General features: G+C 63.9%; 16 protein-coding genes and 1 tRNA gene. 5 read left to right on the plus strand and 12 right to left on the minus strand.

Features of this window, described 5'->3' with window-relative positions; translation table 11 throughout:
• Position 1 precedes the first annotated feature (1 nt).
• The gene (locus CH278_RS24355; protein ID WP_094623065.1) at positions 2-688 is read left to right on the plus strand and encodes a pyridoxamine 5'-phosphate oxidase family protein; all 687 of its coding nucleotides are present in this window, start codon (positions 2-4) and stop codon (positions 686-688) included.
• Here the strand turns inward: CH278_RS24355 and tgt are convergent.
• From tgt to CH278_RS24390, 7 genes are all read right to left on the minus strand, one after another.
• The gene (gene tgt / locus CH278_RS24360; RefSeq protein ID WP_032368643.1) at positions 642-1,880 is read right to left on the minus strand and encodes a tRNA guanosine(34) transglycosylase Tgt; all 1,239 of its coding nucleotides are present in this window, start codon (positions 1,878-1,880) and stop codon (positions 642-644) included. The genes CH278_RS24355 and tgt overlap by 47 nt on opposite strands.
• A gap of 82 nt (positions 1,881-1,962) precedes the next feature.
• Complete coding sequence (locus CH278_RS24365; protein WP_032368030.1) at positions 1,963-3,858, minus strand: ABC transporter ATP-binding protein; 1,896 nt, start codon at positions 3,856-3,858, stop codon at positions 1,963-1,965.
• Positions 3,859-3,899: 41 nt separating this feature from the next.
• Entirely contained in the window at positions 3,900-5,633 is a 1,734-nt protein-coding gene (locus CH278_RS24370; protein WP_027494600.1) for an ABC transporter ATP-binding protein, read from the minus strand.
• Between the two features lie 91 nt (positions 5,634-5,724).
• Complete coding sequence (locus tag CH278_RS24375; protein WP_094623067.1) at positions 5,725-8,013, minus strand: MMPL family transporter; 2,289 nt, start codon at positions 8,011-8,013, stop codon at positions 5,725-5,727.
• 2 nt (positions 8,014-8,015) lie between these two features.
• Positions 8,016-8,702, minus strand: a complete 687-nt coding sequence (locus tag CH278_RS24380; RefSeq protein ID WP_032408419.1) for a TetR/AcrR family transcriptional regulator — start codon at positions 8,700-8,702, stop codon at positions 8,016-8,018.
• Between the two features lie 83 nt (positions 8,703-8,785).
• Positions 8,786-9,244 (minus strand): RrF2 family transcriptional regulator, encoded by a 459-nt coding sequence (locus tag CH278_RS24385; protein WP_027494603.1) that lies wholly within the window; start codon positions 9,242-9,244, stop codon positions 8,786-8,788.
• Positions 9,245-9,273: 29 nt separating this feature from the next.
• Positions 9,274-9,729 (minus strand): GNAT family N-acetyltransferase, encoded by a 456-nt coding sequence (locus CH278_RS24390; protein ID WP_218828731.1) that lies wholly within the window; start codon positions 9,727-9,729, stop codon positions 9,274-9,276.
• Positions 9,730-9,800: 71 nt separating this feature from the next.
• On the opposite strand from CH278_RS24390, the gene CH278_RS24395 reads away from it, so the two are divergent.
• Positions 9,801-10,706 (plus strand): sterol desaturase family protein, encoded by a 906-nt coding sequence (locus CH278_RS24395; RefSeq protein ID WP_032367804.1) that lies wholly within the window; start codon positions 9,801-9,803, stop codon positions 10,704-10,706.
• Here the strand turns inward: CH278_RS24395 and CH278_RS24400 are convergent.
• Entirely contained in the window at positions 10,687-11,376 is a 690-nt protein-coding gene (locus CH278_RS24400; RefSeq protein ID WP_094623068.1) for a YceI family protein, read from the minus strand. The genes CH278_RS24395 and CH278_RS24400 overlap by 20 nt on opposite strands.
• A 120-nt stretch (positions 11,377-11,496) precedes the next feature.
• On the opposite strand from CH278_RS24400, the gene CH278_RS24405 reads away from it, so the two are divergent.
• From CH278_RS24405 to CH278_RS24415, 3 genes are read left to right on the plus strand one after another with little or no spacing between them, the layout of a single operon-like run.
• Positions 11,497-12,507: a PHP domain-containing protein gene (locus CH278_RS24405; RefSeq protein ID WP_032367806.1), complete on the plus strand. Its 1,011-nt coding sequence runs from the start codon at positions 11,497-11,499 to the stop codon at positions 12,505-12,507.
• On the plus strand, positions 12,504-13,418 hold the full coding sequence (locus CH278_RS24410; protein ID WP_032385942.1) for an alpha/beta hydrolase family protein: 915 nt from the start codon (positions 12,504-12,506) through the stop codon (positions 13,416-13,418). The genes CH278_RS24405 and CH278_RS24410 overlap by 4 nt, the downstream gene beginning before the upstream one ends.
• 23 nt (positions 13,419-13,441) lie before the next feature.
• Positions 13,442-13,918: a hypothetical protein gene (locus CH278_RS24415; protein WP_094623069.1), complete on the plus strand. Its 477-nt coding sequence runs from the start codon at positions 13,442-13,444 to the stop codon at positions 13,916-13,918.
• Between the two features lie 544 nt (positions 13,919-14,462).
• Here the strand turns inward: CH278_RS24415 and CH278_RS24420 are convergent.
• The 4 genes from CH278_RS24420 to CH278_RS24435 all read right to left on the minus strand — a co-directional run bounded on the left by CH278_RS24420 (position 14,463) and on the right by CH278_RS24435 (position 15,932).
• A tRNA-Ser gene (locus CH278_RS24420) sits at positions 14,463-14,552 on the minus strand.
• A gap of 90 nt (positions 14,553-14,642) precedes the next feature.
• Complete coding sequence (locus tag CH278_RS24425) at positions 14,643-14,840, minus strand: CsbD family protein (protein WP_032399361.1); 198 nt, start codon at positions 14,838-14,840, stop codon at positions 14,643-14,645.
• A 93-nt stretch (positions 14,841-14,933) separates the two neighbouring features.
• Positions 14,934-15,389 carry a nucleoside deaminase gene (locus CH278_RS24430; protein WP_094623070.1) on the minus strand — a complete coding sequence of 152 codons (456 nt, stop codon included), beginning with the start codon at positions 15,387-15,389 and terminating at the stop codon, positions 14,934-14,936.
• Between the two features lie 3 nt (positions 15,390-15,392).
• Positions 15,393-15,932: a tRNA adenosine deaminase-associated protein gene (locus CH278_RS24435; protein ID WP_027494611.1), complete on the minus strand. Its 540-nt coding sequence runs from the start codon at positions 15,930-15,932 to the stop codon at positions 15,393-15,395.
• Positions 15,933-15,941 lie beyond the last annotated feature (9 nt).

Genomic DNA, 15,941 nt, shown 5'->3' on the forward strand with positions numbered 1-15,941 from the left:
GATGCCGCAGAGCAACCACTATCACCATTTGATGTTCGGTCCTGCTGCGATTGCCAGACAGAAGGTCGACGGCAGCTACACCGCCTACGGCTCACAGACCGAGCGACCCGACGACGGTCCGATGTCTCTCGACACTCGCGAGAAGGCCATGATCCGCGCGGTGGATCAGTTCCAGATCGCCACTGTTGCCGAGACCGGCTGGCCCTACATTCAGTATCGAAGCGGACCGAAGGGGTTCCTGCAAGTCCTCGACGACCGCACACTCGGCTTCGCCGATTTTGCCGGCAACCATCAGTACGTCACGGCGGCCAATCTCGATCACGACGATCGCGTCGCCGTGTTCTTGGTCGATTATCCTCTGCGCCAACGCCTCAAGCTCTACGGACGGGCACGTACCGTCGAGGCCGCGGATGATCCCGAACTACTGGACAGACTGAGGAAGATCGGCGACCTGACCGTCGCCGCCACCTGCGAGCGCAGCGTCGTCATCGACGTCGAGGCCTTCGACTGGAACTGCACCCGCAGCATCATTCCCCGCTACGACGCGAACTACCTCGCGGACCTCTCCGAGGTCTACCAGCGCAAGGCCGCCGAGCGAGAACAGGAACTGCTACAGCGCATTTCGGAGCTGGAGGATCAGCTCAGGCAGTCTTCGACGCATAGAACCGGCCCAGATACTCCGTCTTGAACTCGGTGAATCGCTGCTGCTCGATCGAAGCACGGATGTCGTCGACCAGCTTGACCGTGAATCGCTCGTTGTGAATCGTGCACAGCGTCGAGGCAAGCATCTCCTTCGCCTTGAACAGGTGATGGATGTAGGCCTTGGTGTAGTGCGCGCAGGTGTAGCAGTCGCAGTTCTCGTCGATCGGGGTGAAGTCGCGTCGATGCTTCGCGGTGTTGATGTTGAAGCGGCCCGTGGGCACGTAGATCGCCGCATTGCGCGCCACCCGTGAGGGATTGACGCAGTCGAAGGTGTCGGCACCGTTCTCGATCGCGACGAAGAAGTCGTCCGGCTCGCTGATCCCGAGCATGTGGCGCGGCTTGTGTTCGGGCAGTTCCTCGTTCACCCACCGGGTGATGGTGCCGAGGTTCTGCTTCTCGAGTGCGCCGCCGATTCCGTAGCCGTCGAACCCACGGCCCGTGTCCCCCGTGATGGTCTCGAGGTCGTGCGCGGCCTTGCGTCGCAGGTCCTCGTACTGCGCACCCTGCACCACTCCGAACAGCGCCTGGTACGGCTTGTCGGCACGCTCGACGGTGAGGCGTTCGTGTTCGAGGACGCATCGCTTCGCCCATGCCTGGGTGCGGTCGACCGACTTCTCCTGATACCCGCGGGTATTCATCAAGGTAGTCAGCTCGTCGAACGCGAACATGATGTCGGCACCGAGCCGATGCTGAATCTGCATCGACACCTCGGGAGTGAATCGATGCTTGGAGCCGTCGAGATGGGATTTGAACGTGACTCCGTCGTCGTCGACGTGGGCCAATCGCTCTTTGCCCTCGGCGATGACGTCGTCGGACTCCACTCGTGAGGCGTCCATCGAGATGACCTTCTTGAACCCGACACCGAGGGACATCACCTGGAAGCCGCCGCTGTCGGTGAACGTGGGCCCGTCCCAGTTCATGAATTTGCCCAACCCACCGGCCTCGTCGACGATGTCCGAGCCCGGCTGCAGGTACAGGTGATACGCGTTGGCGAGTACCGCCTGAGCGCCGAGTTCCTTCATCGCCTCCGGCAGCACTGCTTTGACGGTCGCCTTCGTCCCCACCGCAATGAACGCCGGGGTGGCGATGTCGCCGTGCGGAGTGTGGATGGTGCCGGTGCGGCCGAGCTCGCCGTCGAGCCGGGTGCCGATATCGAAGCCGAAATTGGAAGAACTCACCGCGTCAGTATGCGGCTTCGCCGCTTGTGAGTGGAAATTCGTAGCCCACTACGAGTTTCCACTCACGTGCGGCGCCAGCCGCCTAACTGCTGTAGAGCCGGTAATACGCACCCTTGGCCTCGAGCAATTCCTCGTGATTGCCCTGCTCGACGATGCTGCCGTTTTCCATCACGACGATGGTGTCGGCGTCACGGATGGTCGAGAGACGATGCGCGATAACAAAACTGGTGCGGTCGTTGCGCAGCGCTGCCGTCGCCTTCTGCACCAGCAGTTCGGTGCGAGTGTCCACCGAGCTGGTGGCCTCGTCGAGGATCAGGATCAGCGGCTTGGCCAGGAAGGCACGGGCGATGGTGATGAGCTGCTTCTCACCGGCGCTGACGTTGTTGCCCTCCTCGTCGATGATCGTGTCGTATCCGTCGGGCAGCGAATGCACGAACTTGTCGACGTAGCTCACCCGAGCTGCCTCGAGGATCTCTTCCTCACTGGCGGTCGGGTCACCGTAGGCGATGTTGTCGCGGATGGTGCCGCCGAACAACCACGTGTCCTGCAACACCATGCCGGTTCGCGAACGCAACTCGTCGCGCGTCATCTTGCGAGTGTCGACGCCATCGAGTGTGATTCGGCCTGAATCGATCTCATAGAACCGCATGATCAGGTTGACCAGTGTGGTCTTGCCGGCACCGGTCGGTCCGACGATCGCCACCAGATGTCCCGGATCCGCTGTGAGCGAAAGGTTCTGGATGAGCGGCTGCTCCGGCGAATAACTGAACGAGACGTCGTCGAACACGACGCGTCCGCGTCGCTCCGTCGGGCTGGACGCAGGCACGACGTCGGGGTCTTCCTCGTCGGCGTCGAGCACCTCGAAGATGCGTTCGGCGGACGCGACTCCGGACTGAATCAGGTTGATCATTGCGCCGACCTGCGACAGCGGCTGAGTGAACTGCCGCGAATACTGAATGAATGCCTGCACTTCGCCCAGGCTCAATGTTCCCGACGCCACGCGAAGGCCGCCCACAACGGCGACGACGACGTAGTTGATGTTTCCGAGGAACATGATGATCGGCATGATCAGACCGGAGATGAATTGCGCTCGGAAGCCTGCTTGGAAGAGCTTCTCGTTGCGGTCACCGAACTCGCGTTCCACCTCCGCCTGGCGACCGAACGCCTTGACGATCTCGTGGCCGGTGTAGGTCTCTTCGATCTGCGCGTTGAGCTTGCCGGTGTGCTTCCACTGCGCCACGAAGTGCGGCTGCGACCTCTTGGCGATCAGCGCGGTCACCAGGAACGAGGCCGGGATCGTCAGCAGCGCAACCAGAGCGAGCAACGGCGAGATCCAGATCATCACGCCGAGGATGCCGAGCACGGTCAGGATGCCGGTGATGAGCTGGCTCAGTGTCTGCTGCAGGCTGGTCGAGACGTTGTCGATGTCGTTGGTGACGCGGCTGAGCGTCTCGCCTCGGGCATTGTTGTCGAAGTACTGCAGCGGCAGGCGATGCACCTTGGCCTCGACGCTGCCGCGCAGCAACAGAATTCGACGCTGCAGCGCGATGTTGAGGATGTAGCCCTGAGCCCATGCCAGCAGTGCAGACACTACGTATAGTGCGAGAACCCAGAGCAATACCGTTCCGACGGCACCGAAATCGATTCCCGCACCGGGCGTCACGTCCATGCCCGAGACGAGGTCGGCGACGGTGTCGTTACCGGCGGCCCGAAGGCCGTCGACCGCTTGCTCTTTCGTCTGCCCCGGTTCGAGATCTCCGCCGACGACTCCGTTGAAGATGAGGTTGGTGGCGTGCCCGAGGACGGTCGGCGCAGCCACGCTGAGGACCACGCTGACGATTCCCAGCACGAGCATCAGGCTCAGCAGGAATCGTTCCGGAGCAAGCAAACCGATGACGCGTTTGAACGAGCCCTTGAAGTTCTTGGCTTTCGTGGCCGGCAGTGCCTTCGCGACGCGACTGCCCTTCTTCTTCTCCAAAGAGGGCTTGGCTGCGGAATCCTTGGTGGTGTCGGTGTCGGTCACAGTGCACCTGCAACTTGCCGCTGCGAGTCGACGATCTCGGCGTAGGTGGGGCAGGTGGCCATCAGTTGCTCGTGGTTACCCACGCCCACCGGCTTTCCGTCGTCGAGCACGAGTATCTGGTCGGCGTCGACGATGGTCGACACCCGTTGAGCCACAACGATCATGCATGCATCTCGCGTCACCGGCCGCAGCGCCGCACGCAGTTTCGCGTCGGTGGTGAGGTCGAGAGCGGAGAACGAGTCGTCGAACAGGTAGATCTTGGGCTTGCGTACCAGCGCCCGGGCAATGGCCAGTCGTTGACGCTGACCTCCCGACACCGTGGTGCCGCCCTGCGCGACGGCGGTTTCCAGGCCGTCGGGCATCGCGCGCACGAAGTCGGCTCCCTGGGCGATCTCGAGCGCCTCCCACAGTTCCGCGTCGGTGGCGTCGGCCTTGCCGTACCGCAGATTGCTGGCGATGGTGCCGGAGAACAGGTACGGCTTCTGCGGCACGAATCCGATCTCAGATCGCAGCAGGTCCAGATCGAGTTCGCGAATGTCGACACCGCCGACCCGCACCTGGCCGCCGGTGACGTCCATCAGCCGTGGAATCAGATTGACGAGAGTCGATTTACCCGATCCGGTACCACCGATGATGGCGGTGACCTTGCCTGCCTCGGCAGTCAGATTCACCCCGCACAGCACCGGGTATTCGGCTCCGGGATAGGAGAATTCGGCCCCGACGAGCTCGACCGTGCCCGGTGAGGACACGAACGTCCGGGGATTCTCGGGCAGCACCACCGAAGATTCGGTGGCCAGAACCTCGCTGATGCGATCGGCGCACACCGATGCGCGCGGCACCATCATCGCGATGAACGACGCCATCATCACCGACATCAGGATGAGCATGATGTAGCTCAGAAGCGCAGTGAGCGAACCGATCTGCATCGTGCCGTTGTCGATGGCGTGACCGCCGAACCAGATGACGGCGACACTGGTGACGTTGCTGATGAGCATGACGGTCGGAAACATCAGGGCCATCAGCCGGCCGACCTTGAGTGCCGTCTCGGTCAACGAGGTGTTGGCTGCGCCGAAACGGTCGACCTCGAACTGTTCGCGAACGAACGCCCGCACGACGCGAATACCGGTGATCTGTTCGCGTAGTACGCGATTGACCGCGTCGATGCGCTTCTGCATGGAGCGAAAGGCCGGCACCATACGAACGATGATCAGGCCCATCGCGAGCGCGAGGCCGGGCACGGCGATGAGCAGAATCCACGACAGGCCGATGTCCTCGCGTAGCGACATCACGATTCCGCCGATGCACATGATGGGAGCCATCACCACGATGGTGAATCCCATGATGATCACCAACTGCACCTGCTGCACGTCGTTGGTGTTGCGGGTGATCAGTGACGGAGCACCGAATTTTCCGACCTCGCGGGCGGAGAACGTGCCGACGCGTTCGAGGATTGCTCCGCGAAGGTCGCGTCCGACACTCATGGCCGTGCGTGCACCGAGGAACACCGCTGCGGCAGAGCTGATGATCTGTACTGCCGAGATCAACAGCATGACGCCGCCGGCGGACAGGATGTAGCCGGTGTCGCCGACGGTCACACCGTTGTCGATGATGTCCGCGTTGAGGCTCGGGAGGAACAACGCGGCGAGGGTGGCGATCAGCTGCAACAGCACCAAGCAGAGAATCGGCAGCTTGTACGGGGCGAGAAACCTACGCAGAAGGGGGATCAGCATGATGACCGAAGATTACTCGTACACATGGATAACAGTCTCTCCGTTTCGAGTATTACGAGCAATCTTCGGCCACTCAGCTGCGACGCGAGTACTACGCGCGCTTCTCCGGGGCCGTCTTCAGCTTGGCCCCTTCGATGTCGACGTTGGGCAGGATCTTGTCCAGCCACTTCGGCAACCACCAGGCTTTGTCGCCCAGTAGCGCCATCACCGACGGAATCAGCACCATACGGACGACGAACGCGTCGAAGAAGACGGCGGCGGCCAATGCGAAGCCGATGGACTTGATGAACGAGTCCGGCTCGGCGATGAAGGCGGCGAACACCGAGATCATGATGACCGCTGCCGAGGTGACCACGCGTGCGCCGTACTTGAAGCCGTTGACGACGGCGTCCTTGGCGGCCGCGCCGTGCACGAACTCCTCACGCATGCGCGAGACGAGGAACACCTGGTAGTCCATCGCGAGGCCGAACACCACACCGATGAGGAAGATCGGCATGAAGCTGACGATCGGCTGCGGGTTGGAAATGATGCCGAGCCCGCCCTCTTGGAAGATGAACACCGTCGCACCGAAGGTGGCGAGCACGCTGAGCAGGAACCCGACCGTTGCCGTCAGCGGCACCAGAATCGAGCGGAACACCAGCATCAGCAGCACGAACGCCAGTCCGACGACCACGGCCAGGTACGGAATCAGCGCGCTCTGCAGCCGCTCCGAGATGTCGATCCCGATCGCGGTTTCGCCCGTCACTCCGTAGGAGACGCCCGAGCTCTCCTGCAATCCGCTCTCGGCATCGCGCAGGTTGGTCACGAGCGCCTTCGTCTGGTCACTGTTGGGTGTGCTCGACGGGGTGACGAGTATCTGCGCGGTGTCACCCGCCGGATTGACGGCGACGATCTGTGCGTTCGTGACGTCGGATTGTGCGGTGATCGTCTCGATGACCTTGCCGAAGGACGCGGTGCGGTCTGCCTCGGCGACGTCGGACGCGTCGGCGATGACGAGCAGCGGTCCGTTACGTCCCGGCCCGAATGCCTCTTCGGTGATGTCGTAGGCCTGACGGGCAGGCGTGGACGGGTCCGAGGTGGCGATCGACGGGAGAGCCAGCGACAGCCCGGTGGTCGGGCCCGCGATGACACCGAGCAGCACGATGCCTCCGACGAGGCCGAGGACCGGCTTCTTGACCAGGAACCGTGCCCACCGAAGACCGTTGGTGGGGGTTGCGTTCGGGTCCTCCGGGTCGGTGGTGTTGACGAACTTGAGCTTGCCCGCGAAGGCCTTGCCCTTGTAGACGCCGAGCATGGCGGGCAGGAACGTCAGGGCGATGAGTACTGCGACGAACACTGCGAAGCCTGCTGCCAGACCCATCTGCGACAGGAACGGGATGCCGACGACGCGCAGGGCGACGAGGGCGATGAGCACGGTCGCGCCGGCGAACACCACAGCCGATCCGGCGGTACCGACCGCCCGCCCGACTGCCTCTTCGCGGTTGTCGGTGAGCGTGAGCTCGTGCCGGTAGCGCGCCAGGATGAACAGCGAATAGTCGATTGCGACGGCGAGCCCGATCATGATCGCGAGAATCGGGGTGAACGAGGACAGGCTCGCGAACCCGGAGGCCGTCGTGATGGCCAGACTCGAGATACCGATACCGACGATCGCGGTGATCAGCGGCAGGCTGGCAGCGGCGGCGGAGCCGAACATGATGAGAAGCACGATGGCGGCGACGGCAAGACCGACGATCTCCGAACTTCCACCGGGCGACGGGTTCTCCTGGGCGACGGTGCCACCGAGGATGACGGTCAGCCCTGCGTCACGCGCGGGTTGCGCTGCGGCATCGAGATCGCTGCGAATCGCGTCGGTGACGTCGGCCAGCTCGACGTTGATCGGAACCGTGACGGTGCCGACGTTGCCGTTGGGGCTCAACGGCGACGTGGCTGCCGCGTCGGCTGCCACCTTGTCGGCCGGCGTTCCTGCCTCGGCGGCTGCGTCGGTGTACTGCTGCACGATGGCCTTGTTCGCCTCGACCGGATCGGCAAGCGGCGGAGCGCCTTCCGCCGGCTTGGCCGCATCGACCTTCTCGATCTCGGCGATCGTGGCGTCGATGGCCGAGGTGTACTGCGGGGTATCGAGCGACTGACCGTCGGGTGCCTGGAACACGTACTCGGCGTTGACGGCCTGAAGGGGATCCTCGGCTCCGCCGAATCGTTCCTTCTGCAGATCCAATGCGGCCTGAGCAGGCGTTCCGGGGATGCTGAACGAGTTGACGGTAGGCGCGGACAGCGTGGCTGCGCCCACTCCGGCCAGGATCAGAATGACGAGCCAGAGGCCGAGGACGACCCCCTTGCGGCGGTAGGCGAATCTGCCGATTCGGTACAGATAGGTGGCCACTGTCAGGCTCCTCGGTTGTTATCGGATACGTGCTGGCGAGATTCGGGCGCGGGAGTGGAGCCTGCGGAATGACCCACAGGCTCGGGGATTCCGGCGCGGAGTTGTTGGAATGCGTTCTCCACGAGTGCTTTCGGAGTATTCTCTCCGCCGGGGTCGTTGATCCACAGGTTCAGTGCGGCGGTCACGGCACCGCCGACTGCCATTTGCAGCAGGTTGGGGTAGAGGTCGGAATCGATATCGGTTCCGGTGCGTTCGGCGATTGCCTCGCCGAGTTTGCGGGTGAGCGAGTGGTGCATTTCGAGCTTGCGTGCCATCAGCGCCGGGTTGGCCTCGATGAGTCGTGCTGCGGCGAATGTGTCGTCGAGGTCGCGGCCGGGGTCGGCGACGAGGTTGACGGCGATGTGCTGCAACGAATCCCAGATGGGCTCGGCCTCGGGTCTGGCGCGAAGCAGCTCGAACCATTCCAGAGCCGAGGCCTCGATGTTGTGGAGTACCGCTTCTTCCTTGTTGGAGAAGTAGTTGTGGAACGTTCGGGTCGACACTCCGGCTTCGTGTGCGATGGCGTCGGCCGTCACGGCATCGAGTCCGTGCTCTTTTCCCAGACGGACCGCGGCAATGCCGAGGGCGTCGCGGGTGGCTGCCTTCTTCTGATCGCGAAGGCCGGTCGGGGTGGTCACCCTGTCCAACATACGGAAGTTGCACAGCTCGGCAAGTTTGCAGAGCTGTGCAATATTGACGACCGCGCCACATCGGCGTCCGACTGTGACTCAGGTCATCGACGGGACCATGCGGTCGGCTCGCTGATCAGCTCTCCGACGAAATCCGGGAGGTCGTCGTCGACGATGTCCGCCAGCGATACGGATTCGAGAACCGCACGCAGATTGACCCGGACGGCCAGCCACACCCGCGTCAACGGCTCGGCGGGACCGGCGTACTGCGCATCCTCGGGCCGTTGCCCGCGCACCGATGCGAGCGGCCCCTCGACGGCACGCATCACGTCCGCGACGGAAATGTTCGACGCCTCCCGCGCGAGCCAGTATCCGCCGTCGGGTCCCCTTCTACTTCGCACCAACTCGGCGCGACGCAGGTCGGAGAGCACCGACTCGAGAAATTTGTGCGGTATCCCTTGAGCGGCGGCAAGCGCCTCGGCCTTGGCGGGTGCTCGGCCGCCGACCGCGGCGAGCTCGACGAGAGTCCGCACCGCGTAGTCCGCTTTCGCCGTGATGTGCACGATTCAATTCCTATCATTTTGATAGGAAATTAGCGACCGGGTACGTACCGATGTTCGACGGCTCTGCGCCCGTCGGGCAACACCCAGTCCGCGGGCGCGGTACCGGTCCTGATCCAACCTGACTTCTCGTAGAACGCAATCGCCGCAGCCGAGCCCTGCTCCACGTGCAGTTCGATAGCAACGGACCGTTCTGCCGCATACGCCACTGCGGCGTCCAACAAGGCCGCGGCTGCGCCCGTGCCCCGGCACTCGGGACGAACGAACAATCGCGAGACCATCAGCCCGTCGTCGACCAGGTCGAGTGCCAGGTGGCCGACGATCCGGTCATTCGACTCCGCTACCCATGCGGCGACCTGCGTTGCCGAGTGCAACCAGGCGGCCGGATCCTCGGGCCACAGTGCGGGATACCCGTCGGCCTCGTGCACCGTCGCCAGCGCGGTCACACAGAACGCCATTCCCCCGGAACGGCGGCTACGAATTTTCACGCGTCGAGACTACGATCACCATTCTGTCGTTACACTTCGAACAGCAGTGTCACGCACGGAAGGCTGTACACATGAGGGACCAACTCGCATCGGCGTGGAACTCGCTACCCGAACCGCTGCGGGATCCGGTTGCCCTGGCCGTCCCCGCGTTCGCGCTACTGCTGGCGATCGAGTGGATCGCGGCGAAGAAACTCGAAGACGGAACCCCCGGCGCGTATTCGGCCCGGGACGCACGGGCGAGCCTGAGCATGGGTTTGGTTTCGATCGCAACCACGACTGCGTGGAAAGCGCTGGCCCTGATCGGCTACACGGCCATCTACGTCTACATCGCGCCGTGGCATCTGCCCGCCGATGCCTGGTACACGTGGGTCATCCTGATCCTGGGCGTCGATCTGCTGTTCTACGGCTACCACCGCATCGCGCACCGAACCCGACTGATCTGGGCGACCCATCAGGCTCACCATTCGAGCGAGTACTTCAACTTCGCCGCGGCGCTGCGGCAGAAGTGGAACAACAGCGGCGAGATCATCATGTGGCTGCCCCTGCCGCTGCTGGGGATGCCGCCGTGGATGGTGTTCGTGGGCTTTTCGATCAATCTCGTCTACCAGTTCTGGGTACACACCGAACGGATCGACAAGTTGCCGCGACCGTTCGAGTTCGTCTTCAACACGCCCTCGCACCACCGCGTCCATCACGGTCGCGATCCGCAGTACCTCGACAAGAACTACGGCGGCATCCTCATCGTCTGGGACCGCCTGTTCGGCAGCTACGCCGACGAAGTGCAGCGACCGAACTACGGGCTGACCAAGCCCGTCGACACGTTCAACATCTGGACGCTCCAAACACACGAATACCGCAACATCGCACGGGATGTCGCGGCATCGAGGTCATGGAAGGAACGCGTCGGATACGTCGTCGGACCGCCGGGATGGACACCGGCGGCCCCACGAGAACGGGCTACTGCCGACTCAGATTGATCAGGAAGTCGACCGTTCCCGAACCCTCGACGGTCACGAAACCGAGCGACGGCGGCTCGATGCCGTAGTCCGACCACGTCGTCGGAATTGCACCCGACGCGATGAGCGTGTCACCGGACTGCAGCACCTCCATCTCGACCGACACCGGACGCGTCTGATCCTTGAGCGTCAATGTGCCTTCCGCCGTGACGGTTTGGGTGGTGCCGTCCTTGGGCAACCACGAGAGGTCGACGGGCTGGTCGATGGTGAACGTCGCCGTCGGATATGTGGCGGTGTCGAAGATGTTGCCGCGGAACTGACCGTCTCGACGGTCACTGTCGGTGGTGATCGAATTGGTCTGCACCACAACCTCACCGGCGGTCAACGAATTGTCCGCCACGGTCACCGAGCCGCTGACCTCGGGCGTCGACCCGACGACGGTCACGTCCGATCCGTTGAGCACCTCGTCGACGGTGTAGCCGGCCGCGGTCTTGTTCGACGCATCGCCTGCCGTCACCGTCCAGGTGCCGTTCAGATCGTCGGTGGTGGCGGCCTGCGCACCGGAGGTGTCGACGGTCGCCGCCGGAGCGTCGTCCTCCTGGAAGGACGCGTAGATCTTGGGGCCGAAATACAGCCCGAGGGCCACGAGCACTACGACAACGACGCCGACTGTCCACCATTTCTTGGTCATGACCGACGATGATAGTTGCAGCTTCAAGCCCATGGGGAGTGAGCGACCTGGCAACTCCCTGAGAATTTTGTCCGATTACCCCGTGCGCAGGTGTCGGTGGTGCCAGGCACAATGGAGTTCATGGATCCGGTGGAGGCACTTCGTGAGATCGGCTTCTGGCTCGAGCGTTCGCGCTCGGACACCCATCGCGTCAAGGCCTACCGCCGAGCCGCGGATGTCGTCGAATCGCTCTCTCCTGCACAGCGATCCGAGCACGAGAAGGCGGACAGCTGGTCGTCGTTGGCCGGAATCGGTGCCAAGACCTCGCTGATCATCCGGCAGGCGCTGACCCAGGACGTTCCGGACTACCTGGCCGAACAACGCGATGCCGCAGAACCCATCGGCAACAACGCACTACGAGCCGCACTCAAAGGCGACCTGCACACCCACTCCAATTGGTCCGACGGCGGCAGCCCCATCGACGAGATGATGCGCACCGCCAAGAACCTCGGGCACGAGTACTGCGCGCTGACCGATCATTCACCGCGGCTCAAGGTCGCCAACGGACTCAGTGCGGAGCGTCTGCGAAAACAACTCGACATCATCGCCGAGCTCAACGAGCAACTCGCGCCGTTCCGCATCCTCACCGGAATCGAAGTGGACATCCTCGACGACGGTTCGCTGGATCAGGACGAGGGATTGCTCGCCGAGCTGGACGTGGTGGTGGCCAGCGTGCACTCGAACCTGCGGGCCGATTCTGTGGCGATGACGAAACGCATGGTCACCGCCATCGCGAATCCGCACGTCGACGTACTCGGTCACTGCACCGGCCGACTGGTCGAGGGCGGCCGGGGAAAGCGGCCCGAGTCGACGTTCGACGCCCCGGTGGTGTTCGAGGGATGCCGACAGTTCGGCACCGCGGTGGAGATCAACGCCAGGCCCGAACGCCAGGACCCGCCCGAGCGCCTGATCGACATCGCCCTCGAACGCGACTGCCTCTTCTCCATCGATACCGACGCACACGCACCGGGCCAACTCGACTGGCAGGGCTACGGCTGTGTCCGCGCCGAAGCCCAGGGCGTTCCCGCCGATCGCGTCATCAACACCTGGTCGCTGTCCGAGCTGCTCGATTGGACGGCTCAGGGCACGTGAATCGTCGCCACTTCCTGTCCGGCCTGCTCGCTGTCACGCTGGTCGGCTGCAGTTCCACGGACACCGAATCCTCACCGAGCACAGCAGAGACGTATTCGGCTGCACTGCAACCCGTTTCGGGACCGACCGGAGATCCCATACGGTTGAAGTACGGGTACGAACCCGACAACATCGGAGACCTGTATCTGCCTGCCAACACTGCGACGTCACTGCCTGTGGTGGTAATGATTCACGGCGGCGGATGGCAGGAGAACCTCGATCTGTCGTACTTCCAGCAGATGTCCAAGGCCATCGCAGACCAGGGCATCGCCGTGTGGAACGTCGAATATCGGCGCGGTCCGAACAATTGGGCCAACACCCTCACCGACGTCGATGACGCCACCGAGGCACTGGCAACCGTCGTACAGAACGCCGCCGACGGGCGACTCGACCTCGATCGAGTGCACGTCGCCGGACATTCGGCCGGCGGACAGCTGGCCGCGTGGGTCGCTGCGCGTCATCTGATGCCGATCGACGCACCGGGAGCGGACCCCAGAATCCGACCGCGCAGTGCCACCATCATGGCCGGGGTGTTCGACATGAAACGAGCGGCGAACATCGGCAACGACAAGTTCGTGCCCGCATTCCTCGGCGGCATGCCCAACGACGTTCCCGGTCGATACAAGATCGCCTCCCCCATCGAATACCTCCCGCTCGACGTCCCGTTGACCGCGCTGCACGGCGATGCGGACCAGACCGTGTCGGTGAACCAGAGCCGCGTGTACGTCGACGCCGCCACCCGCGCAGGTAGCACGGACCCCGAGCTGGTCGTACTGCCCGGAGCCGGACACGGAGCGTTTTTGGACCCCAAGCACATCGCCTGGTCCACCGCATTGAGCACCATCACCGGGCGCGCGCAGACACTCCTCTGAGCCGCAGGTGGTACACAGTGGCGATGAAACGAAAGATCGCGACCGGGTTGCTCGGGCTGATCGTGGCCACCTCTGTAGCCGGATGCGGCGACGACGCGTCGACCGAGAACGCGTCGACCACGTCCGTTCAGGCCACGTCTGTTCAAGCCACGTCAGCTCCGGCTACGACGACGCAGGCGACCACAGCAGCTGCCACGCCGACGGCCGATGCACCCGCTGACATCCCGGCTCCCGAGGCCCCGCCCGCCGCTGATCCAGCCGACCCCGCGGTGACCGGTGGAACTGGAGGCGTCACCGGCGACGATCTCTACCGTCAGACCTGCACCCAGTTTCTCCCGTCCATCGATGCACTGGAGCAAACCGGAATCTCCGATCGCGCAAAATCCGTCGAGGGTCTGCGCAGCGAAATGACCACCGCGCCGAGTTGGTCCACGGTGCCCGAGGCCGATCAAGGCGAAATTCTGCGGGGACTCGACGCCGCGGGCGCGGGGCAATGCTGAGCGTCTGAGTCGGTCGCCGCCCCTCTACCGCCGCAAACGCGCGCGCGTTTGCCAGGTGCGCGCGAAGTAGACCCCGAATCGGTGGCGAATCTGAACGCATCTGACGAATGCGCGCGCGTTTGCCGCGTAACACCCGCCCGGTGATCCCGCCCGGGCCCTGGGGGTTCGATGCCCGGGCCCTGGTGATCCCGCAAACGCGCGCGCGTTTGCCAGGTGCGCGCGAAATAGACCCCGAATCGGTGGCAAATTCGCTCGCGTCTGACGAATGCGCGCGAGTTTGCCGCGAAACACCCGCCCGGCGATCCCGCCCGAGCCCTGCTGATCTTGGGCCCTGGTGATCCCGTCCGGGCCCTGGGGGTTCGATGCCCGGGCCATGGTGATCCCGCAAACGCGCGCGCGTTTGCCAGGTGCGCGCGAAGTAGACCCCGAATCGGTGGCAAATTCGCTCGCGTCTGACAAATGCGCGCGCGTTTGCCGAGCAACACCCCACCACCCCACCCCGCGCACAAAAAACTCCCCACCCGACGGATCGGGTGGGGAGTCTTGGCGGTGGCGGAGGGATTTGAACCCTCGGAGGGGGTGAACCCTCACACGCTTTCGAGGCGTGCTCCTTAGGCCGCTCGGACACGCCACCGCAGAAGACTGTACCGGAATGACGGCCTGAGGCTAAATCGCCTGCTCAGAGCGCATCCCTTGGGTCATTCCGCAGGCTGCACTCCGGCAACTACTTACCGGTGAGCTTGTCCTTGATGTTCGAGGCCGCGTCCTTGACCTTCTCGGCACCGTCTTTGAATGCGGCGGAGGTCTGATCGCCCTTGCCCTCTGCTTCGAGGTCCCTGTCTCCGGTTGCCGAACCTACGGCTTCTTTTGCCTTGCCGCCGAGGTCTTCGGTCTTGTTCGAGATCTTGTCGTCGAGTCCCATGAGTGTCTCCTTCGCAAGTTCGGAGCGCAGCGTTGCGCCCTGCCCTCCACCCTCCCCAATGTTGGACATTCCGGCCACCCCGTGACGAGATCGTTATCTCTGGCGGGCGAAGAATTGCGTCAGCACTTCGGCGCATTCGGCTTCCAACACTCCCCCGCGCACCTGTGGGCGGTGGGTGAGTCGACGGTCTCGGACGACGTCCCACAGCGAGCCGACGGCCCCGGTTTTCGGTTCCCAGGCTCCGAACACCACGGTGCCGACGCGGGCCGCAACGAGAGCACCGGCACACATGGTGCAGGGCTCCAAAGTGACTGCCACAGTGCAGTTTTCGAGTCGCCAGCCATCTCCGTGGACGGCCGCTGCTCGACGCAATGCGAGCACTTCGGCGTGCGCAGTGGGGTCGCCCGACGCCTCCCGCGCATTGCACGCTCGCGCGATCTCACGTCCCGACGCGTCGTACACGACGGCTCCGACGGGGACGTCGGCGTCCGATGCCTCGGCTGCGGCCGACAGCGCTGCGCGGATCATGTCCGCGTCGGGCAGCGGCATCGGTTACCGCCGCAGCTTGTTCACCGCTGCGGCGAATTCGTCCTCGAAGCCCAGGCGCTCGGCGATGGATTGCAGTTGTTCGTCCGGGTAGTCGTCGGTCTCGGCGACGATGATGCCCAGGACTGCCTCGGGCAGGCCCAGGTCGGCGAGGAGAGCGAGGTCGCCTTCCTCGTAGGGTTCGATGTCGTCGAGTTCGTCGGGGTCGACGTCGGGGATCTCGATGTTGAGTGCGTCGAGGACGTCGGCGGCGATTTCGTAGTCGACGGCGGCGACCGCGTCGGACAGCAGTAGGCGGGTGCCGTTGGGTGCGGGACGCAGGATGACGAAGAATTCCTCGTCCACGTCGAGCAGTCCGAACACCGCTCCCGAGCTGCGCAGTTCACGCAATTCGGTCTCTGCTGCCGAAAGGCTGGTCAGTGCGTCGTCGGACAGTGGCGTCACGGTCCACTTGCCGTCCTCTCGGACAACTGCAACGCCGAATCCTTCGAGGTCGTCGTACTCCGATGCGGAGGCACGGTTGTTGTTCGCGCGCTGTGCGGCCATGTGCGCAAC

Source organism: Rhodococcus sp. 05-2254-5, assembly GCF_002258575.1.
In the GTDB taxonomy this organism is placed as follows: domain Bacteria; phylum Actinomycetota; class Actinomycetes; order Mycobacteriales; family Mycobacteriaceae; genus Rhodococcoides; species Rhodococcoides fascians.